A 21,526-nucleotide genomic window follows, 5' to 3' on the forward strand; every position below is an offset into this window, starting at 1 on the left:
TTTAAACGGCCCGTATTATTAAACACTTGTCATACATGTGGAAGGGACTATCTGCTATTTTTCAGGTTTTTATTGTACTTTCGAGAGGTTTTTCATTTTTCGATGCATTTCAGCGTCAATTTTTTTGGGTATAGACGGTGGAATCACTAAAGTAGAAAAATGTTCAACACTGATCTGGCTTAGTTGATTTAACGGAAACCATTCAATTCTTGGAGTTTCGGTAGGTAGAGTAGGTGACTCATAAATCGCTATTTTATGCGTCGGTGGATAATATTCAGTTAATAATTCTTGTAAAAGATGACGGTAGGCAGCGTCTGTTTCATATTTTGACATACTGAGATCACCTACAAAGCCTAGCTGCCATAGAATTAAATAAGCCGATTCATCCACTTTACGTTCATATAGCATAAATTGGCTGGCCTCTAGATGTACCGCCCCCCATCGACCTGGATCTATTGCCATATCTGCATACAAACAATCTTCAGCAGAAATACCTGGCTCCATGTGGCCGTGATACCCTTTTAATTTAGCGAGTTCGATTATTTTATGAGGAGCCCAAGCAAAAACACCAGGATGGCCATAAAAGGCAGCAACCACATTTTTGCCTAATTCAACTTCAGCCATAACAGTGTCGACCATTTCCTGATAGCTCTTTCGTCTATCTTTACCATCAGCGTAAAATATTTGCAGACTTTGACATTTAGGGTTCATTTTACGAACCCATGCTTCGGTTAAGGGATCGGTGACACTCATAAAAACCACATCAGCTTGTTGTATAAATTGCTGCGACAAAGGAGCAATATGCGACCCTAAAATCATTCCTAGACCCACACACACGATACTGCCTGCTTTTTCACTATGGCTATTTGATGACAAGATTTGTATCCTCATTAGATTTTAAAAAATCATCTTTGCTAATAGAACAACGCATTTTGTTGGCTTGGTTATTGTCAGCCTCTATTTTGAAATTAAGTCTATGTGCAATTTTTTGAATAGCGATATTGTCCGCATTAAAATAGGCGTGGGCAGACATCAGACCTAAGTGTCTAAAACCGTAAAATAACATCGCGGTAACCGATTCAGTTGCGATATTTTTACCATAAAACTCAGGACTTAATAGAATCCCGAATTCTGCATCATTGTGTTTTCGCTGGCTCTTATCGGCCATAAAACCTTGGATACCTATGGATTGTCCCGATACGATACATTCAATACGCCAAAATTCATTTGCACATTGTTGTTGCTTTTTTAATATGCCTAGAAATAGAGATTTGGCTTGCTGGCGGGTTAATTTGGGCATGATTTTACCCATGACAATGTCGTTGCAATATAGCTCGCAGAACAGGTCTAGATCTTCATTTATGAGTGTTTTAAACCGAAATCTTTTCGATTGATACTGTGTTTTTAGAATTTCCATATCCATTTATTAGCAAAGCAGTTACATACATTGTTACAGAATTTGTATATGCATAAACATTCTATTTTACGTACAGTAATTAGTGGCAATACCAATACCCCAAAATTCAAGCAGTAAACTGTGAAATGAGAAGGTGAACTGGAGCAAGGAGGCTAACAAGGGATCTAAATTATAAATCCCAGCACAGTGTACCTAGCAAAAAGGTAATAGATGAAACGTAGAAAAACCAGTTAAACTTTTGGAATACTGATTTTTTTCTCTTCACTTTGACGATACATTATTAATGTGTGTCCAATTACCTGCAACTGAATCGCCGATGTTTCACGAATGATTGCATCCATAATAAGTTGTTTTTCTTCTCGATCATCAGAAGGTACTTTAACTTTAATGAGTTCATGGAAGCTTAAGGCATTTTCGATTTCAGCTAATACGCCTTCGGTAAGGCCATTATTACCCAATTGTACTATGGGTTTTAAAGGATGGGCCAAGCCTTTTAAATATTGTTTCTGTTTATTAGATAACTTCATTTAGATTATTTCTTACAATTTTATTGATAATTTACGGTTGAAAATAGCTATTCTAACGCCATCTTGCTTTTATACCTAATAAGAAACGACATGCATGGCAAAAAAGACGTATTCAGTAAGCAGTAAATTATGGATAAAAGAGCATTTTGATGATCTAAGTGTTCAAAAGCAACAAAATCAAGGAGACTGTTTCGAAGATGTTTTTAAGTTAGAGCAAATCCAACAGAAGTTTAATTTCATCAAATTAGGCATGAGAGTTGTCGACCTAGGTGCCGCGCCTGGAGGATGGTCACAATATGTTGCAAGTTTAGTTGGTGATTCAGGTAAAGTGTTTAGCTGTGATATTTTGGATATGAAACCAATTGAAAAAGTTGATTTCATCCAAGGTGATTTTCGTGACGAAGCGGTACTTAATACACTTTTGAACAAAATAGGCGGTAAACCCGTAGATATAGTGTTATCCGATTTAACAACTAACGGGAATGGCTCTGCTACGGCGGTGCAAGCAAGTAATACCTATTTATCGGAACTTGCATTTGATTTATGTAGGCAAATATTAAAACCAAACGGTGTTTTTATAGTCAAAGCATATAAAGGTGAAGGTTTTGATGAGTTTTATAGTGAGTTGAAAGACGCATTTAGCGTAGTGAATACCAGTGAACTGATTTACGCACAAGCAAAATCAAACGAGGTTTATCTGGTAGCGGCAGGATATAAACTGTAGTACTCTTGAAGTACTGCTAACCGGGCAAAGACTTGATTGATTGTTAAGTAATCGAATTAAGCGTGAGCCTACAGACAGAATTTTACTTTTAGAGGTTAAAAGCGTTGAGCGATATGGCAAAAAATTTAATCCTATGGTTGGTCATCGCCGTTGTGTTGATGTCCGTGTTTAATAGTTTTACGCCAGGCGAAACAGGCAAGGCGAAAATTGATTACACTACGTTTGTACGTAATGTAGATCAAAAAACTGTGCGACAAGCAACCATAGACAGACAAACAGGCGAGATCACTGGTACTACAACCAGCGGAGACGCGTTTTCAACTTATATTCCATACACAGACCCTGATTTAATGAACGATTTGATTAGCAATGGTGTTGTAGTTGAAGGCAAGCCGCCTGAAACGCCTTCATTCCTATCTCAGATTTTTATTTCTTGGTTCCCAATGTTATTGCTAATAGGTGTGTGGATATTCTTCATGCGTCAGATGCAAGGCGGCGGTGGTCGTGGAGCAATGTCTTTTGGCAAAAGCAAAGCGCGTTTGTTAGGTGAAGACCAAATCAAAACAACTTTCGCTGATGTAGCTGGTTGTGATGAAGCAAAAGAGGATGTATCTGAGTTAGTCGATTTCTTAAGAGATCCTACTAAATTCCAGAAATTGGGCGGTAAAATACCTAAAGGTGTGTTGATGGTTGGCCCTCCTGGAACCGGTAAGACACTACTAGCTAAGGCCATTGCAGGTGAAGCTAAAGTACCGTTCTTTACTATTTCAGGTTCAGATTTTGTTGAAATGTTTGTTGGTGTTGGTGCTTCTCGGGTACGTGACATGTTTGAACAGGCTAAAAAATCAGCGCCGTGCATAATCTTTATTGATGAGATAGATGCTGTTGGTCGCCAACGTGGTGCCGGCTTAGGCGGAGGTCACGATGAACGTGAACAAACATTGAACCAAATGTTGGTTGAAATGGATGGATTTGAAGGTCACGAAGGAATTATCGTCATCGCGGCAACTAACCGCCCAGATGTACTTGACCCTGCGTTATTGCGCCCAGGTCGTTTTGACCGTCAAGTAGTGGTTGGATTACCAGACATTCGCGGACGTGAACAGATTCTTAAAGTACATATGCGTAAAGTTCCTATTGGTGACAATGTTGAAGCCTCACTTATTGCAAGAGGGACGCCTGGTTTCTCAGGGGCTGATTTAGCTAACCTCGTTAATGAAGCTGCATTGTTTGCGGCACGTTCTGATAAACGTGTTGTGTCCATGGAAGAGTTCGATAAGGCGAAAGATAAAATCATGATGGGCGCTGAGCGTAAATCTATGGTGATGTCTGAAGAAGAAAAAACCAATACTGCTTATCATGAGGCTGGTCATGCGATTGTTGGTCGCGTGGTTCCAGAACACGACCCGGTTTATAAGGTCTCTATTATTCCCCGTGGTCGGGCTTTAGGTGTGACAATGTATTTACCTGAACAAGATAAATACAGTCACAGTAAGCAGCATTTAGAAAGTATGATTTCTAGTTTATTTGGTGGTCGTATTGCCGAAGCACTGACCCTTGGAGAAGAAGGTGTCACTACTGGTGCTTCAAATGATATTGAGCGAGCCACTGATATTGCCCGTAAGATGGTGACCCAGTGGGGACTATCTAACAAGATGGGACCAATGCTTTATTCTGAAGAAGAAGGCGAAGTGTTCCTTGGACGTAGCATGTCTAAAGCTAAGCATATGTCCGATGATACAGCTCGTGCGATTGACGCTGAAATCAAATCAATCATCGATCGTAATTATGAACGTGCAGAGAATATCTTGAACGAAAATATGGATATTTTGCATGCTATGAAAGATGCATTGATGAAATATGAAACCATCGATGCTAAGCAAATTGATGACTTAATGGCTCGTCGTCCTGTAAGACCACCTGCTGATTGGGATAGTCGTGACCCAGGTTCCGATGATAAACCCACTGGTGGTGCCACAGTTAGCGTGGATGAGGATAAAAGTACTCCTCCTCCAACCGTTGGTAAGCCAGGCGATATAACTAGTTAAATCGTTACTTATTAAAATTAGGTCGACTCAGACAAGTGCTGACTCGACCTTTTTTGTATTTACTATTCCATTTTGTAGTGTGTAAATTACGTTATGCAGTTTAAAGATAAACACATTGATTTAACTATTCCTCGAGTGATGGGGATTTTGAACGTTACTCCAGATTCATTTTCCGATGGCGGTAAATATGTGGGTCTTGACAATGCGCTAACTCAAGCAGAAATAATGATCTCAGCAGGCGCTGATTTTATAGATGTTGGAGGAGAATCGACTCGACCCGGTGCTCAAGATGTCAGTGTTCAACAAGAACTTGATCGAACCATTCCAGTGATTGAGGCTATCCATGCTAATTTTGATGTCGTAGTTTCGATTGACACCAGTAAACCTCAAGTTATGAAGCATGCCGTTGATGCTGGGGCAGGGCTGATCAACGATATCCGCGCATTATCCGAAGAAGGGGCAATAAAAGCCGCCGCTAAAACGGGAGCCGCAATCTGTTTAATGCATATGCAAGGCCAACCTAGAAATATGCAACAGGCACCTACTTATGATGATGTAGTTCGCGACGTCATGACATTTTTACAATCAAAAATTGAACTATGCTTGCGAGCAGGAATTCCAAAATCGTTATTAATGATTGATCCAGGATTTGGTTTTGGTAAAACATTACCGCATAATTATCAAATACTTGATAGACTTGAAGAAATGAAAGAATTGGATTTACCAATGTTGATTGGCGTTTCACGTAAGTCGATGATTGGAAATCTACTCGATAGAGAAGTTGACGAAAGATTAGCGGGTAGCATAGCCGCTGCGACAATAGCGTTAACTAAAGGTGCATCGATTTTGCGAGTGCACGATGTCAAACAAACAGTTGATGCTGTAAAAGTAGTATTAGCGTTGAGTGCGTATAAGGATTAATGTAATGGGCTCAAGAAAATATTTTGGTACAGATGGTATTCGCGGCAAAGTTGGCGAAAGTGTGATCAATCCTGAGTTTGTAATGAAGCTAGGTTGGGCGGCTGGAAAGGTGCTAGCAGGCCAAGGTACAAACAAAGTACTGATCGGTAAAGATACACGGATATCTGGATATATGCTTGAGTCTTGTTTGGAAGCTGGTTTATCCGCTGCGGGCATTAATATTGGGCTACTCGGTCCGATGCCAACTCCAGCTATAGCCTATTTAACCAAAACTTTTCGTTCTGAAGCGGGAATTGTAATCAGTGCTTCTCACAACCCATTTTACGATAACGGAATAAAATTTTTTTCCGCTAATGGTTATAAATTAGATGACGAAATAGAACTCGCTATTGAAAAGGAAATGGAAAAACCTATGGTATGCGTTGCCTCTGATAAATTAGGTAAGGCTTATCGGATCGAAGATGCTGCAGGTCGATACATCGAGTTTTGTAAAGGTAACTTCCCCTCTGATCTGAATCTCAAAAGTTTAAAAATAGTGGTCGATTGCGCCCATGGTGCGACCTACCATATAGCTCCGAATGTACTGGAGGAGCTAGGCGCTGAAGTTATTGAAATTGGTACTACTCCCGATGGTTTAAACATCAATAAAGGGGTGGGAGCAACCTCAATGAAAGCGATTCAGGAAAGCGTGTTAGAACACAACGCAGATTTAGGTTTTGCCTTAGATGGTGATGGTGACCGCATTATGATGGTGGATCACAAAGGTAACATTATTGACGGCGACCAACTCATTTATATCATTGCCCGAGATTCATTAAAATCGGGACGTTTGAATGGAGGAGTGGTTGGCACGTTAATGAGTAATTTAGGGTTAGAGATTGCCTTAAACAAACTAGGTGTAGCTTTTGTAAGAAGTAATGTTGGTGATCGCTACGTAATGGAATTGTTGCAAGAACGTGGTTGGGCAATTGGTGGTGAGAACTCAGGGCATGTACTCAATTTAAATGTTACTTCTACAGGTGACGGAATATTAGCCGGTTTGCAAGTTATTACTGCAATGTTGCGTTCTCAAATGAGTCTCCATGAATTATGCTCAGGTATGGATATGTACCCTCAAACATTGGTGAATGTTAGATTTGAGGAAGGCGAGAATCCGTTAGAAAACGCTAAAGTAAAAGAAGCTGTAATCGAAGCTGAAACAAATTTGGGTAAAACCGGCCGAGTGTTGTTAAGAAAAAGTGGTACTGAACCACTTATTCGCGTAATGGTAGAGGCCGAAAAACAAGAAGATTCGACTAATTGGGCTGAATTTATTGCAGATGCAGTGCGTAAATTAACCAAATAGCTATTTAGCATCATAAATTAACGCTAGCCTACTTGTATATTTTACTAGGGTTAGTTAATATCTCGCCCGCTTTTTCGCTGGGCTAAGGAAGATTAAAGTGCAGAACAAACGTCGCCCTATGGTTGCAGGCAACTGGAAAATGAATGGCAGTATCGAACTTGCCAAGCAGATGATGGACACTCTTAATGGTGCCAGTTTGCAGGAAGTCGATGTTTTGGTATGTCCTCCGTTTCCGTTTCTAAGCGCTTTTGAACACTTTGACGGAACAATTGGTGGACAGAATCTAAGCGAATTTAATTCTGGCGCGCACACTGGTGAAGTGTCAGGTTCAATGCTTAAATCGCTAAATTGTGACTTTGTGCTGGTCGGTCATTCTGAACGAAGAACTGATAATGGCGAAAGTGATGCCTTAGTTGCGAAAAAAGTGAGTGTGGCTTTAGAACATGGTTTAACTCCAGTATTATGTGTAGGTGAACCAGAAGCTGTGCGTGAAAGTGGTGAGTTTTTTAATCATATCCAAGGGCAGATAGATGCTGTAATTGATGTGATTGGAATTGCTAACTTTGACAATATTGTTGTTGCTTATGAACCGGTTTGGGCGATAGGCACTGGTAAAACGGCAAGCCCTTTACAAGCTCAAGAAGTGCACGCATTTATTCGTGAGTATTTGAGTAAGCTAGACACTAGTGTTGCCGGTGGTTTGCGTATTTTGTATGGTGGCAGTGTTAAAGCGGCCAATGCCAATGAATTGTTTTCACAACCCGATGTTGATGGCGGGTTGATAGGTGGGGCCAGTTTGGAACCACAGGAATTTTTAAATATTTGCTTAGCGGCAAAAGGTTAGAGACATAACATGACGTATTTTTACGAAATTTTGATAGTAGTTTACTTAGTAGTTGCTTTGATGTTGATAGGTATGGTCCTTATTCAACAAGGTAAGGGTGCCGATATGGGAGCATCTTTTGGCGGTGGTGGTTCAAACACTGTGTTTGGTTCTACGGGTTCTGGTAACTTTATGACCAGAACAACAGCCATACTTGCCACCTTGTTTTTTGTGATTAGTTTAATTTTAGGTAATCAAACTGCTGATAAAAGCCAATCTGTTGATGAATTTGAGAACCTAGGGGTAATTGAACAGCCAGTAGATTCTGATATTCCAAATCAAGAAAATAATAAAGAATCAAACGAGATCCCTAACTAAGTATTTGATTAAATAAAACATCGCGGATGTGGTGGAATTGGTAGACACGCAGCCTTGAGGGGGCTGTGGCTTAGGCCGTGAGAGTTCGAGTCTCTCCATCCGCACCAAATATAAAAATGGCCACAGTAATTGCTGTGGCCTTTTTTTGTGCTTAAACTTAACATTTTAGCTTGCATTAAAAAGCGCTATTTTAGTTTAACCAAAATAACGCTGTAAGGATCTAAGAGTATTTGCAGGTTTCTATACTTTATCTAGAGCTTGGCTAACATCGGCAATGATGTCATCGATGTGCTCAATACCCACCGAAATTCTGACTAAATCAGTGCTAACGCCCGCAGCAGCCAGTTCTTCTTCGTTTAGCTGGCGATGGGTCGTTGATGCTGGATGGCAAGCCAATGATTTTGCATCTCCAATATTCACTAGGCGTAGGATCATGTTTAATGCATCGATAAATTTGGTGCCTGCTTCAAGGCCGCCAGTGATGCCAAAACTCAAGACGCCAGATGCTTTGCCTGAAGTGATATTTTTACAGTTCTCATGGTAAGGACTATCAGGTAGGGCTGCATAGTTCACCCATTCGACTTTATCGTGTTTGAGTAAATAAGCCGCTAACTTTTCTGCATTTTCACAATGGCGATCCATCCGTAAACCAAGGGTTTCTAATCCTTGTAGTATTTGAAATGAATTTAAAGGAGATATTGCTGCACCGGTATTTCTAAGTGGACCCACACGGCAACGACCTATGTATGCTGCCGGACCTAGGGCTTCGGTATACACCACACCGTGATAAGATGGATCAGGTTCATTTAGGATTGCAAAACGCTGTTTGTTTTTAACCCAATCAAATTTACCGGAATCAACGATAACTCCGCCTACTGACGTTCCGTGTCCACCAATGTATTTGGTGAGTGAATGCACAACAATATGAGCGCCTAATTCAAAGGGTCTGCATAAATAGGGGGTGGCAACTGTATTATCAACAATTAATGGTACACCATGCTTGTCGGCAATCTCTGCCAAGCGTTTAATATCAACCACGTTACCTGCTGGGTTGCCGATGGATTCACAAAAAATCGCTTTAGTTTTATCATCAATGGATTTTTCAAAGTTATCAAAATCATCATATGAAACCATGCGAGTTTCGATACCTTGACGAGGCAAAGCGTGGGCAAATAGATTATAAGTACCGCCATACAATTGACTTGTGCTTACAATGTTGTCGCCGGCTTCACAGATGCATTGAATCGCGTAGGTAATGGCTGCCATACCTGAAGATACACAGACCGCAGCAATACCACCTTCCATTGCTGCGACGCGCTTCTCAAGGACGTCAGTTGTTGGATTCATTATTCGTGTGTAGATATTTCCTGCAACTTTAAGGTCAAATAAATCTGCGCCATGTTGTGTATCATCAAACGTATAAGAGGTGGTCTGATATATTGGAACCGCAGCGGCTTTAGTGGTTTCTTCTGATTTATACCCTTCATGTAATGCTATTGACTCTAATTTCATTATTTTTCTCTGTAAGGTTGAGGTGATCTACTTATTTAAGTATTTGGAAAACTTATGATAGTTAAGGAAGTATTACCAGTAAAATCGATTTAGTTATTAATCATTCAAAACCGTTAGAAGGTAATTAATAACCCTGTCAATTGAAATCTGCAGTGATTGACAGATGATTAATTAAAAGGATTTTCCGATAAATATTCTAAAAACGTTATCTCTGGCGGCACTGGAAACGCCGGCTAAATAACTAACTGAATATGAAATGCCTTCTACCTTGCCAGAAATCGAGGGACCAATTTGGTGGCTATATTGATTTGTACTACCAAAATCACCAATTTTACCTAGCTGATTGAAGGAACTGAGCCCTAATGAGAGGTTTTTGTCGGTTTTAAAGGTTATGCCAGTGCGCGATTCTAAATAGGTTCCAGTGGCAGGGTTGTCACCACCTATATCCCAACTAAACGAAAGTACTTGGGTCAGAGCCCATTTAGGAGCAAATGACCACCTATTCGTCCATTTGAACGATAAGCCTTCACTTCGATGGGCTTTGCGAGTTTTTATATCAAATCGAACGGCACTGTCCCATATTCCATCCTCTTTGTGCTGAAATTGCCATAACAAATCAGCTGAAATAGAGTCAAGTTCATAGCTTCCTGTAGTATCTCGTACCTGACCAACTAAGCGTAATCGCACAGAATCACTAATCGATTTTTGAACGTTCATTCTTGCTACCATTTGTTCTCTTTCACCATCTTCACTTGGTGTGTAAGCAGCACGAAATTGGAAGGATTGATCGTTGGGTTTTACTATTGGACCAGTCACACCGCTGGTGTTATTCGCATTTGCATTAAAACTAATACAAAGTACAAACAGAATTTTAAATGATAACTTTGTTCGCTTGATTGATGGCATTATTACATTTTTGTTACGTTTTTATGACTAACTGAGAGTGTAATCTAAATAACTATTAGTGCAAAAACTAATTTGCGGTTTCGACCTAGATTTACTTATTACTTTAGACCAAGGTTTAAAATATATCACTCAACTATTGCTTAGTGATCCTCTGCTTATTGTTATTTGAACGAAGTTAATCAGTAAAAATGCCGAAAAACGTAAATTAACCTAGATTAAATATAAATTTCACTGTCGATTTGCCCTTCATATAGCTATACTATGCGCCGCATTTGAAAGCGATATAAGAAAATATTAAAAAGGATAAATAGTGACTCCTATTACTAAAACATTTCAGTATGGACAACATACTGTAACGCTAGAAACGGGTGTAATTGCTCGTCAAGCAACCGCTGCGGTTATGGCCAGCATGGACGATACTTCTGTATTAGTCAGTGTTGTTGGTAAAAAAGATGCCAAAGCTGGGCAAGACTTCTTCCCATTAACGGTTAACTACCAAGAAAAAGCATACGCTGCTGGTAAAATACCAGGTGGCTTTTTTAAACGTGAAGGTCGTCCCTCTGAAAGTGAGACACTTATTGCACGTTTGATCGACCGTCCAATCCGTCCTCTATTTCCAGACGGCTTCATGAACGAAGTTCAAATTATCATTACCGTTGTTTCTGCTAATCCAGAAATTCCTACCGATATCATCTCTCTAATTGGTACTTCTGCGGCTCTTGCGATTTCAGGCATTCCATTTAACGGACCTGTTGGCGCTGCACGTGTTGGTTACAAAGAAGGTGAGTACATTCTAAATACCCTAACTTCAGAACTTGAAACAAGCGAATTAGATTTGGTTGTAGCTGGTACTGAAAGTGCAGTACTTATGGTTGAATCAGAAGCTAGTATTCTTTCTGAAGAAGTGATGCTTGGTGCTGTAATGTACGGACACGAGCAAAGCCAAGCTGTAGTGAATGCTGTACGTGAATTTGCTGCAGAAGTTGCGACGCCTAAGTGGGAATGGTCAGCTGTTGAAGAAAACACTGAACTTAAGAGCAAAATCAAAGAATTAGCTGAAGCTGGCATGACAGAAGCGTATCAGATTTCAGACAAAATGGTGCGTAAAGACGCTGTTGTTGCTGTCACTGAAAAAGCGGTAGCCGCTATTTTAGAAGCTGATCCTGAGCAAGACCCGAAAGAAGTGTCGGAAATGCTGCACGATCTTGAAAGTGATGTTGTACGTTCTCGTATACTAGCTGGTGAGCCGCGTATTGATGGTCGCGAACCAGATATGATCAGAGCGTTACATGTTAATACTGGCATTCTTCCTAGAACTCATGGTTCTGCTCTTTTCACACGTGGTGAAACTCAAGCATTAGTTGCTGCTACCCTTGGTACAGAACGTGATGCACAGATGATTGATGAACTAGGTGGCATGGCTAGCAGTCGCTTCATGTTGCATTATAACTTCCCTCCATACTGTGTAGGCGAAACTGGTTTTGTTGGTTCTCCTAAGCGTCGTGAAATTGGTCATGGTCGTTTGGCAAAACGTGGTATTCAAGCGGTTATGCCGTCTGAAGCAGAGTTTCCATATGTAGTTCGTGTTGTGTCAGAAATTACAGAATCAAACGGTTCTTCTTCTATGGCTTCAGTATGTGGTACATCTTTGGCACTTATGGATGCGGGTGTTCCGATTAAAGCTTCTGTAGCAGGTATTGCTATGGGCTTAGTGAAAAGTGACGAAAACTTCGTTGTTTTATCTGACATTCTAGGGGATGAAGATCACCTAGGTGATATGGACTTTAAAGTTGCTGGTACTACTGATGGTATTACTGCACTTCAAATGGACATTAAAATCGAAGGTATTACCCAAGAAATCATGCAAAAAGCCCTTAAGCAAGCTAAAGAAGCTCGCTTACATATCTTGGGTGTTATGGATGAAGCGCTTGGTGGTCACCGCGATGAAATGTCTGAATTCGCCCCGCGTATCTATACTCTTAAAATCGACCAGGATAAAATCCGCGATGTTATTGGTAAAGGCGGCGCAATGATCCGTGCGATCACTGAAGAGTCAGATACTAATATTGAAATTGAAGACGACGGTACTATTAAGATATTTGCTACTGAATTAGCTAAAGCAGAAATTGCGATTGCTAAAATTGAGCAAGTAACTGCTGAAGTAGAAGCGGGCAAAACTTACCACGGTAAAGTGACTCGTATTGTTGATTTCGGTGCATTCGTTGAAGTGTTACCAGGTAAAGAAGGTCTTGTACATATTTCACAAATCGCTCACGAGCGTGTGAATAAAGTTTCTGATTATCTTTCTGAAGGCCAAATGGTCGATGTGAAAGTAATGGAAATTGACCGTCAGAACCGTGTGCGCTTAAGCATCAAAGAGCTGTTAGAAAAACCAGCTGCTGAAGCACCATCTGAAGACTAATCTTCAAATTTATATGACATAAAAAAGGAGCGCTAAGCTCCTTTTTTGATTTTTACTAAATTGATTATCAATCGCAGGATTTATAATGGATAAACAAACAGAAATTGAAATACAAGCGGCTACTTTTAGACGTTTGTTGAAACATTTAGATGATAATAAAGATGTACAAAACATCGATCTGATGATTTTGGCGGACTTTTGCCGTAATTGTTTGGGCAAATGGTACAAGGCTGCAGCACAAGAAAAAGGGATAGAGATCGATTACGAACAAGCCCGTGAAAAAATATACGGTATTCCTTACGCACAGTGGAAGGAAAAATACCAAGCCAAAGCAACGCCAGAACAATTAGCGGCTTTTGATGCCAGACAAGCACAAAAAGGCGGCTGTAACTAAGTTACTGATGACGGTAACTTAGTTAATTGCGAATATGCTTATTAGCAACTAAAGTTATTTAAATTATCTAGTCAACCGTTCTAATCTATACATAGACATAACAAGTAACGACAGTTCGGAGTAAGCATGTTCCCCGAGAATAACGTATTAGAACAGCTTTATAGCAGCGCCAGAATTGCTCAATTAGACAAACCCCACGTATTTCCCCAAGATTTATTGGAATACCTTGCCGACCCCTTTTTTGCTGATACTGATTTTATGAGCAAGCAAGTTGTGGGGCATTCATATTTAGGCCAACCCATACAAAAGGTTACTGTTGGCAAAGGCAACATAGCGATTTTATTTTGGTCACAAATGCACGGTGATGAGCCAACGGCAACCGCGGCTTTGTTGGATTTAATTCAGTTTTTCCAGCAAAACAAAACACGTCCTTGGTTGAACGAGATTCTAGACAAAGTTACCTTGCATATAGTGCCAATGTTGAATCCAGATGGTGCACAGCAGCAAACTAGAGAAAATGCACAGGGCATCGACATAAACCGAGATGCTGCAGCGTTACAAACCCCCGAAGGTAAAGTATTAAAATCATTGTTCGACAATATTAAGCCACTTTTTGCTTTCAACCTCCACGATCAGTCGAAATATTATCGTATTGAGGACACTTTGAAGCCGGTAGAAATGGCGTTTCTCGCGCCCGCAGGCGACGCTCAGGAAAGTATCCCTGAACATAGGTGTAATGCCATGAAATTAATCGCTGCGATGCTTTCAGATATGTCTGATGAATTATTTGCAAAGGTTGCAAAGTATCAAGATAGTTATTCACCGCGGGCTTTTGGTGATCTCGCTTGCAGCCAAGGAATTGCTTGCGTGTTAATCGAATCTGGGGCAACTTTTAACGATTCAAATAGACAAAATGCTAGACGCTTAAATTTTTTATGTTTATTGCATAGTATTCATCATATTGCCGAGCAGTCATACAACAAAGTGCTAGAGTTCGATTACAATTCTTTACCATTTAATATTGAAAACGGGTTGAGCGATCTAATCATACGGGGCTTGAACGTCGATACCGTAAATGCCAGTTTCAGTGTCGATGTGGCGATTAAACAGCAGCACCAAAAGCTAGCACTTATTAGTGAATTAGGTGACTTACAACAATTAGGTGCTTATGAAGTATTAAATGCCCATAACTTTAGCTATGCACCTGGCAATACTTTTGAAGTAAACCAACCCATTGATTTAAACAAAGATAAATATATATCGTTGTTACGTAATGGATTTTGTCGGTTCAGTGGTGATATATCTTTAATTAATCAATTAACTGACTGGCCGATTATTAAAGTACCTGGGGAGTCGGAACCTGCCGGATTTTGGCGTAAAAATATGCCTCCAACTTGGTTAATGTTATTTAATGACCAAGTCAAAGCTGCGTTATTAGAAGGGAAATTGATCGTTTTGGAGTAGATGTCGGAATTCATCTTATCAATACATAATTAAGCAAATCCTATAGAAACGTCTTGATTATCATTCATTACCGTTAAAATTTCTTAAGCTAAATGTCGTATTTACAAGGCATTTTTTAGAAAATGCGATAAGCTATTTGTTCGCCCAAAAAGGTTAGGGATAAAAATGAAAAAAGTTATAGTCACTTTTATGTTGATTGGTGGGTTAATCTCTCCAACAATTAATGCGAAAACCGAGATAGAGGTGCTCAAGTCTCAGGATATATTTGATATTGAGTATGCGGCAGACTTAAGCATAAGCCAAGATGGCAAAACAGTATATTTTGTCCGTCATTTTATGGATATTCAAAGCGACAGGAAGCTTGGCAATATTTGGTCTGTAGATACTAAAACTGGCGTTATGCTTCCGGTCACTACTGGCGAACAGTTAGATTTCAACCCGGTTTTATCGGCCGATGGCAGTAAACTCGCGTATATCTCGACTCAAACAGGTAAACCTCAGATTTATGTGACTTGGTTAGAAAGCGGTAAAACAGCAAAACTGACTAATTTGGTTTCTTCTCCTAGCGGTTTGAGTTGGTCTCCTGACGGAAAATACATCGCCTTTAGTATGTTCGTAAATGGCAAACCTAAATCACCGGTTAGCCTTTCTGGTAAACCACCTGGGGCAAAATGGGCAGAGCAGGCCATTTATATTGATGATGTTTATTACCGATTTGATGGTGGGGGCTACAGCGTTCCGGGGACAACCGAATTATTTATCTTATCCGCCGACGGTGGTACGCCCAGACAGTTAACCAATGATGAGTTTGATAATGGTGGTGACTTAAGCTGGAGTAAAGATAGTCAATTCATATATTTTTCCGCCAATCGCTCAGAGAATCGCGAATTTGAGCCACTAAATAGTGAAATTTATGCTTTATCAATTACCGATAGTTCGATAAAGCAGGTGACTGATCGTGATGGTCCTGACACTAGTCCTAAGGTGTCACCGAATGGGAAATACATTGCATATATTGGTTTCGATGACCAACGTAAAAATTATGACAATGCTAAAGTGTATGTTAAACAACTTTCAGATGGTGAAACTATTTTCCAATCAGAAGGACTGGATCGCAGTATAGACGCTATCGCCTGGGATCAGAAAAGTCGAAATCTGTATATCCAATATGATGACAAAGGCAAAACAATTTTAGCCATGCAATCCCTAAAATCTGCAGATAAACGTAGCATTTTGTCTGATAAATTAGGAGGCCAATCGTATGGCCGACCTTACACAGGTGCAGAGTTTGCAGTTAGTGAAAATGGCAAAGTAGCGATTTCATACTCCAATCCTTTGCGGCCTGCTGATGTAGGCATTGTAGATAATAAACAAACCAAGCAATTAACCCACCTCAATGATGATGCGTTAGGCCATAAAACCTTGGCCCAGATTGAAGAGATTTGGTTTAAATCGAGTGCAGATGATCAAGATATTCAAGGTTGGATAGCTTATCCTCCTGGTTTCGATAAGAGCAAAAAATACCCATTAATCTTGGAGATCCATGGTGGTCCTGTGACTGCTTATGGACCGCATTTTTCAATGGAAATACAATTGTTTGCCGCGGCAGGAAACGTTGTTTTGTATCTCAATCCTCGTGGTAGTTCTAGTTACGGAAAAGAATTTGCTCATAGCATAGATAAAAATTATCCGAGTCAAGATTACGATGATTTAATGTCTGGAGTTGATAGCCTGATTGAAAAAGGCTTTATTGATACTGAGCAGCTATTTATTACCGGTGGTTCTGGTGGTGGCACTCTGACAGCATGGTCAATTGGGCACACTCAACGTTTTGCTGCTGCCGTAGTAGCTAAGCCCGTGATTAATTGGTACAGCTTTGTGTTAACTGCTGATTTCTATCCATTCTTTTATCAATATTGGTTTAGTGGAAAACCTTGGGATAATCTAAACGAATACATGAAATATTCACCTATCAGTTATGTTGGCAATGTGACTACACCAACCATGTTATTAACTGGCGAGTCGGATCATAGAACCCCCATATCTGAATCAGAGCAGTTTTATCAGGCACTAAAAATTCAAGGTGTGGAAAGTGCGATGGTTCGAATTCCAAACGCCTCCCATAGTATTTACCGTAAACCGAGTAATTTGATGGCGAAGGTAGAATACATTTTGTGGTGGTTTGAGCAACATAAACCGAAAAAAGAGGGCGATAGTTAATTTTTATGGTGCTACTAATAATATACGTAGTTGTTGCACTGGGATTTTCCTTTTTATGCTCGGTAGCTGAAGCGGTGATTTTAAGTATCTCTTCAGCATACATATCTGTATCCATGAATAAAGGCGAAAAATCAGGGAAGATTTTACATGATTTAACCGCCGATATTAATAAACCGCTAGCGGCGATATTAACTCTCAATACCATTGCTCATACTATGGGGGCCGCTGGAGCCGGAGCCCAAGCCGCAGTGGTTTTTGGCGATGCGTACCTAGGTGCGGCGTCGGCAATATTAACCTTGTTGATATTAGTGTTCTCAGAAATCATTCCTAAGACTTTAGGGGCGACTTATTGGCGTCAACTTGCGCCAATTACAGCTTATTTTCTGAAATATCTGGTTTGGATTTTGTACCCCTTTGTAAAAATGGCGAATGCGTTAACCAGTCGCTTCACCGAAGAAAGTCCTTTGAAAGGACTGAGTCGTGGAGAACTCCACGCAATGACCGAATTATCTAAACACGAAGGACTATTGGATCACCAAGAAGCCAATATACTGCAGAGTTTACTGAGTTTAGATGACTTAAAAGTCCGGGATGCGATGACCCACAGGACTGTGGTATTTAAAGTGTCTGAAAATATGACTGTTGAAACCTTCTATCATAAACATGCAACTGAAGTGTATTCGAGAATTCCTGTGTATGAAGACGAAGAGCCTGAAAAAATCAGTGGCTTCGTGCTCAAATCAGACTTGATATTAGCGCAAGCTCGGGGCAATGGGTCTAAATTGCTTTCAGAATATCGCAAAGACATGGTTGCTCTGCTGAGTAGCACAAATCTTGCGGAAACCTTCCCACATTTCCTGCAATCACGTTCGCACATACTATTAGTGGTAGATGAGTATGGTGGTATGGATGGTATTTTGACCTTAGAAGATTTGCTCGAGAGTCTTTTAGGTTTCGAAATTGTCGATGAGAAAGATAAGCACGTTAGTATGAAAAAAGTTGCAAGGCTCATGTGGAAACGGCGTGAACGGGAATTGTTTAACCAACAGCAAGAACAAAAATAAAGTAGAGATTATGTCACAGTTGTTAATCTGTAAAAATGTCAGTAAGACCTATCAAGAAAATGACTCTTCAGTGCAAGTTTTAGATAAGGTTAATTTTCAGGTGGGTAAAGCAGAGCAAGTAGCCATACTTGGCAGCTCAGGGTCGGGGAAGAGCACCTTATTGCATATTTTGGGTGCCTTGGATACGCCATCTTCAGGTAACGTTTTGTTTAAAGGGCAAGACATCTTTAAATTTAATGAAAAACAGCAAGCTGATTTTCGCAATAAATGCTTAGGCTTTGTATATCAATTTCACCATTTACTCCCCGAATTTACAGCACTAGAAAATGTGGCTATGCCGCTATTAATTGGTAAAATCAAGAGTGACCTAGCTAAGCACAAGGCAGAAGATATTCTAAAACGGGTAGGGTTAGGCCACAGACTAGACCATAAACCGTCACAAATGTCTGGCGGAGAACGACAGCGTTCTGCCATTGCGCGGGCGCTTGTAACTCAGCCAGATCTCGTTTTAGCGGATGAGCCTACAGGTAATTTGGATCACAAAACAGGGCAAAGTATCTATCATTTACTAAACGAATTGCGCGAGCAAATAGCGACCAGCTTTATAGTGGTAACCCATGATACCGAGTTGGCCTCTAAATTAGATAGGACCCTCAATATTACTGATGGAAAACTCGTAGAGCAGGGCGCTGCTGTATGAGTTTAGTGGCACAATTAGCTTGGCGATTCCGTTCAGGTAAACGCCAAAATGGTTTTATTTCATTCATTTCCGCATCATCTACCTTGGGTATCGCTTTAGGGTGTATGGTGCTGATATTGTTGCTATCGGTGATGAATGGCTTTGAACGAGAGCTGAAAAATCAACTTTTAAGCTATATCCCTCACGGTGAGATATATGCATATGAAGGCACTGGTCTGGAAAAATGGCAAGAACAACTCAACCGCTTGTCTTCCGATCCAAGAATAACCTCGATTGAACCTTATATTAAGGCCTCAGGCTTATTGCAAAAAGGCAATAAAATGAAAGCGGTGCCTGAGTTGGTAGGGATTGATTTGCATTACGCGCAAAACAACAGACTAGTACAGCAAGTGGGCAAAAATCATTGGGCAAATTTTAAAGCCGACCCTAACAGTGTGTTATTAGGGCGCTCAATTATGCAACAACTTGCAGTGAATGTGGGTGACAAAGTGCAATTGGTGCTACCGCAAATTTCCGATGACTTGTCGTTTTCAGCTCCGAAAACAGTGTGGTTGAATGTGGCTGGAGAAATTGCCATTGGTGGCGAGTTAGACTCCCAAATAGGTTTTATGCACATAAAGTTAGCGGCAGATACTCTCGGCACTGTTACTGGGGCGCAAGGATTACGTTTTCGTTTCGACGATCCTTTCATCGCCAATAGTGCCATACGGGAGTTTGGTTTTTCGTTCACACAGCACGTGTTTATGTCTGATTGGATGCGAACTCAAGGACATTTGTATCAAGATATTCAATTGGTTAGAGCGGTCGTCTATGTTGCGCTCACTTTAGTCATTGGTGTCGCATGCTTTAATATTATTTCAACCTTGGTTATGGCTGTTAGTGAAAAGCGAGCGGAGATAGCTATGCTCAAAACGATGGGCGCAAGGGATAAATTAATTATTCAAGTTTTTGTATTGCAAGGTGCGGTAAACGGTATCATTGGAACTTTGGTTGGGGTGATATGTGGCGTGTTATTGGCAGAATACTTAACCCCGATAGCGATTTTTATTGAAAACGTCAGTGGCGTTAAATTTCTTTCAGGGGATGTTTATTTTATCGATTTTTTACCTTCACAGTTGCGCTGGAGTGAAGTCTTTTTTACCGCGTTAATCGCTATTTGTTTGAGTTTGTTGGCAACTATTTATCCGGCCTTCAAAGCAACTAAAATAAATCCTGCAGAGGCACTAGGGCAACACTAAGCAGTTATTCAAGTAGAATACATTGCTGCTTAGTGTTTTTTCATCTGGAATATTAATCCTTCGACTCTGGTGCGGTGGATTTAAAATCATGGAGGTCCACATTTTCAAAATCTACACCTGCATCCATATCGTAATACATAGCTTCGTCTAGTTCATTTTCGCTCTTCGCGACAACACAAGAAACCATACAATCTCCAGTGATGTTGACTGCCGTTCTCGTCATGTCCAACAAGCGGTCTACACCGAGTATCAAGGCTACGCCTTCAACAGGTAAGCCAACTTGTACTAGCACCATAGATAACATTAATGTGCCAACACCAGGCACGCCAGCTGTGCCAACGGAGGCTAGCGTAGCGGTTAATACCACCATTAACATATCAGCAGTTGAAAGGTCGATACCATAAACCTGTGCAATGAATACGGTTGCTACCCCTTGCATGATTGCGGTCCCATCCATGTTGATAGTTGAACCTAACGGAACTACAAAAGATGCAACTGATTTACTCACCCCTAATTTTTTAGTTGCTGTTTCCATGGTAACGGGCAAAGTTGCGCTGCTGCTTGCAGTACTGAAAGCAAATAATATGGCTTCACGCATTTTTAAGAATAAGAACTTGGGATTCAGTCCGGTCAACAGTTTAAGAATAATTGAATAGTTAACCAGACTATGAAATATCAATACTGCAAATACCAATACAAAGTAGATGGCCAAAGAAGCAATTCGTCCTTCATCGATGGTTGTGAATAGTTTTGCCAAAAGCGCAAACACACCATAGGGGGCTAAGTTCATCAATATGGTAACTAGCTTCATAATTACAGCATTTAAATCTTCAAATAATGCTGCTACTCGTTTACCAGCATCGCCTACCATGGCCATGGCTAAGCCAAATAAAACCGCAAAGGTTATGACTTGCAACATTTTCCCTTCAGTAAATGCTTGAAAAGGATTCGATGGGAAGATATCGATAATCACCATAGCCAAAGAGGGCGGCTCTTTTGCTGCGAATACCGCATCAGTAGGAATAGGCACACCTGCACCGGGTTGTACAATGAGCGCTGCAACCATCGCGATGGTAATAGCAACCGCTGTGGTGCCGATGTACAGCAAAATAGATTTACCGCCCAGACGTCCTAACTTGCTTGGTTCAGATAAGTTAGAAACCCCACAGACTAAAGATACAAAGACTAAGGGGACGATTAGCATTTTTAAACTGTTAATAAAAATCTGGCCAACTACATTAAATATACCATTGACTAAAACGTCATACGTAGAAACTGTTAACCCGAATACACTAAATGCTAAATCTCCGCTATCATCAAATGACCATTTTAAAATAACACCGGTAATTATCCCGGCAATCATGCCGATAAAGATTTTAGCGGTGAGACCAAGTTTTTTTGGAGATTGCTGCATTTTTTGTCC

General features: G+C 40.5%; 19 protein-coding genes and 1 tRNA gene. 14 read left to right on the forward strand and 6 right to left on the reverse strand.

Going from position 1 to position 21,526, the window contains the following annotated elements; translation table 11 throughout:
* Positions 1-69 precede the first annotated feature (69 nt).
* The 3 genes from Q4567_RS06775 to yhbY form a co-directional block, all read right to left on the reverse strand.
* Positions 70-876, reverse strand: a complete 807-nt coding sequence (locus tag Q4567_RS06775) for an SAM-dependent methyltransferase (RefSeq protein ID WP_303499844.1) — start codon at positions 874-876, stop codon at positions 70-72.
* Complete coding sequence (locus Q4567_RS06780) at positions 863-1,423, reverse strand: GNAT family N-acetyltransferase (protein WP_354667853.1); 561 nt, start codon at positions 1,421-1,423, stop codon at positions 863-865. The genes Q4567_RS06775 and Q4567_RS06780 overlap by 14 nt, the downstream gene beginning before the upstream one ends.
* 224 nt (positions 1,424-1,647) lie before the next feature.
* A complete protein-coding gene (gene yhbY / locus Q4567_RS06785) occupies positions 1,648-1,944 on the reverse strand; it encodes a ribosome assembly RNA-binding protein YhbY (protein WP_216046493.1) in 297 nt (98 codons plus the stop codon).
* Between the two features lie 94 nt (positions 1,945-2,038).
* Here yhbY and Q4567_RS06790 point away from each other — a divergent pair, with 94 nt between their 5' ends.
* The 7 genes from Q4567_RS06790 (at position 2,039) to Q4567_RS06820 (ending at position 8,290) form a co-directional block, all read left to right on the forward strand.
* The gene (locus Q4567_RS06790) at positions 2,039-2,668 is read left to right on the forward strand and encodes an SAM-dependent methyltransferase (RefSeq protein WP_303499846.1); all 630 of its coding nucleotides are present in this window, start codon (positions 2,039-2,041) and stop codon (positions 2,666-2,668) included.
* Positions 2,669-2,772: 104 nt separating this feature from the next.
* Positions 2,773-4,716, forward strand: coding sequence for an ATP-dependent zinc metalloprotease FtsH (ftsH, locus tag Q4567_RS06795; protein WP_216046495.1), 1,944 nt, complete (start codon positions 2,773-2,775; stop codon positions 4,714-4,716).
* A 93-nt stretch (positions 4,717-4,809) separates the two neighbouring features.
* Positions 4,810-5,637: a dihydropteroate synthase gene (gene folP, locus Q4567_RS06800; protein ID WP_303499848.1), complete on the forward strand. Its 828-nt coding sequence runs from the start codon at positions 4,810-4,812 to the stop codon at positions 5,635-5,637.
* A 4-nt stretch (positions 5,638-5,641) separates the two neighbouring features.
* Positions 5,642-6,982, forward strand: a complete 1,341-nt coding sequence (glmM, locus tag Q4567_RS06805) for a phosphoglucosamine mutase (protein ID WP_216046497.1) — start codon at positions 5,642-5,644, stop codon at positions 6,980-6,982.
* A 118-nt stretch (positions 6,983-7,100) separates the two neighbouring features.
* Complete coding sequence (tpiA, locus tag Q4567_RS06810) at positions 7,101-7,826, forward strand: triose-phosphate isomerase (protein ID WP_216046751.1); 726 nt, start codon at positions 7,101-7,103, stop codon at positions 7,824-7,826.
* A gap of 9 nt (positions 7,827-7,835) precedes the next feature.
* Positions 7,836-8,183, forward strand: coding sequence for a preprotein translocase subunit SecG (secG, locus tag Q4567_RS06815; protein WP_216046498.1), 348 nt, complete (start codon positions 7,836-7,838; stop codon positions 8,181-8,183).
* A gap of 22 nt (positions 8,184-8,205) precedes the next feature.
* Positions 8,206-8,290 (forward strand) — tRNA-Leu (locus Q4567_RS06820).
* 133 nt (positions 8,291-8,423) lie between these two features.
* Here the strand turns inward: Q4567_RS06820 and Q4567_RS06825 are convergent.
* Positions 8,424-9,695 carry an O-acetylhomoserine aminocarboxypropyltransferase/cysteine synthase family protein gene (locus Q4567_RS06825; protein WP_303499850.1) on the reverse strand — a complete coding sequence of 424 codons (1,272 nt, stop codon included), beginning with the start codon at positions 9,693-9,695 and terminating at the stop codon, positions 8,424-8,426.
* Positions 9,696-9,866: 171 nt separating this feature from the next.
* Complete coding sequence (locus Q4567_RS06830) at positions 9,867-10,601, reverse strand: transporter (RefSeq protein WP_216046500.1); 735 nt, start codon at positions 10,599-10,601, stop codon at positions 9,867-9,869.
* A 310-nt stretch (positions 10,602-10,911) separates the two neighbouring features.
* Here Q4567_RS06830 and pnp point away from each other — a divergent pair, with 310 nt between their 5' ends.
* From pnp to Q4567_RS06865, 7 genes are all read left to right on the forward strand, one after another.
* On the forward strand, positions 10,912-13,023 hold the full coding sequence (pnp, locus tag Q4567_RS06835) for a polyribonucleotide nucleotidyltransferase (RefSeq protein ID WP_216046501.1): 2,112 nt from the start codon (positions 10,912-10,914) through the stop codon (positions 13,021-13,023).
* Positions 13,024-13,108: 85 nt separating this feature from the next.
* Positions 13,109-13,417: a DUF1244 domain-containing protein gene (locus Q4567_RS06840; RefSeq protein ID WP_216046502.1), complete on the forward strand. Its 309-nt coding sequence runs from the start codon at positions 13,109-13,111 to the stop codon at positions 13,415-13,417.
* A 126-nt stretch (positions 13,418-13,543) separates the two neighbouring features.
* Complete coding sequence (locus Q4567_RS06845) at positions 13,544-14,881, forward strand: M14 family zinc carboxypeptidase (protein ID WP_303499852.1); 1,338 nt, start codon at positions 13,544-13,546, stop codon at positions 14,879-14,881.
* A gap of 189 nt (positions 14,882-15,070) precedes the next feature.
* Positions 15,071-17,101 (forward strand): S9 family peptidase, encoded by a 2,031-nt coding sequence (locus tag Q4567_RS06850; RefSeq protein WP_303499997.1) that lies wholly within the window; start codon positions 15,071-15,073, stop codon positions 17,099-17,101.
* A gap of 5 nt (positions 17,102-17,106) precedes the next feature.
* Positions 17,107-18,165 (forward strand): CNNM domain-containing protein, encoded by a 1,059-nt coding sequence (locus Q4567_RS06855; RefSeq protein WP_216046505.1) that lies wholly within the window; start codon positions 17,107-17,109, stop codon positions 18,163-18,165.
* 10 nt (positions 18,166-18,175) lie between these two features.
* Positions 18,176-18,865 (forward strand): lipoprotein-releasing ABC transporter ATP-binding protein LolD, encoded by a 690-nt coding sequence (gene lolD / locus Q4567_RS06860; protein WP_216046506.1) that lies wholly within the window; start codon positions 18,176-18,178, stop codon positions 18,863-18,865.
* Positions 18,862-20,103: a lipoprotein-releasing ABC transporter permease subunit gene (locus Q4567_RS06865; protein WP_303499854.1), complete on the forward strand. Its 1,242-nt coding sequence runs from the start codon at positions 18,862-18,864 to the stop codon at positions 20,101-20,103. Before lolD ends, Q4567_RS06865 begins: the two co-directional genes overlap by 4 nt.
* Positions 20,104-20,155: 52 nt before the next feature.
* On the opposite strand, the gene Q4567_RS06870 is transcribed toward Q4567_RS06865, so the two are convergent.
* On the reverse strand, positions 20,156-21,517 hold the full coding sequence (locus Q4567_RS06870) for a dicarboxylate/amino acid:cation symporter (RefSeq protein ID WP_216046508.1): 1,362 nt from the start codon (positions 21,515-21,517) through the stop codon (positions 20,156-20,158).
* Positions 21,518-21,526: the final 9 nt, after the last annotated feature.

This window comes from Aliiglaciecola sp. 2_MG-2023 (genome assembly GCF_030548145.1).
GTDB lineage: Bacteria > Pseudomonadota > Gammaproteobacteria > Enterobacterales > Alteromonadaceae > Aliiglaciecola > Aliiglaciecola lipolytica_A.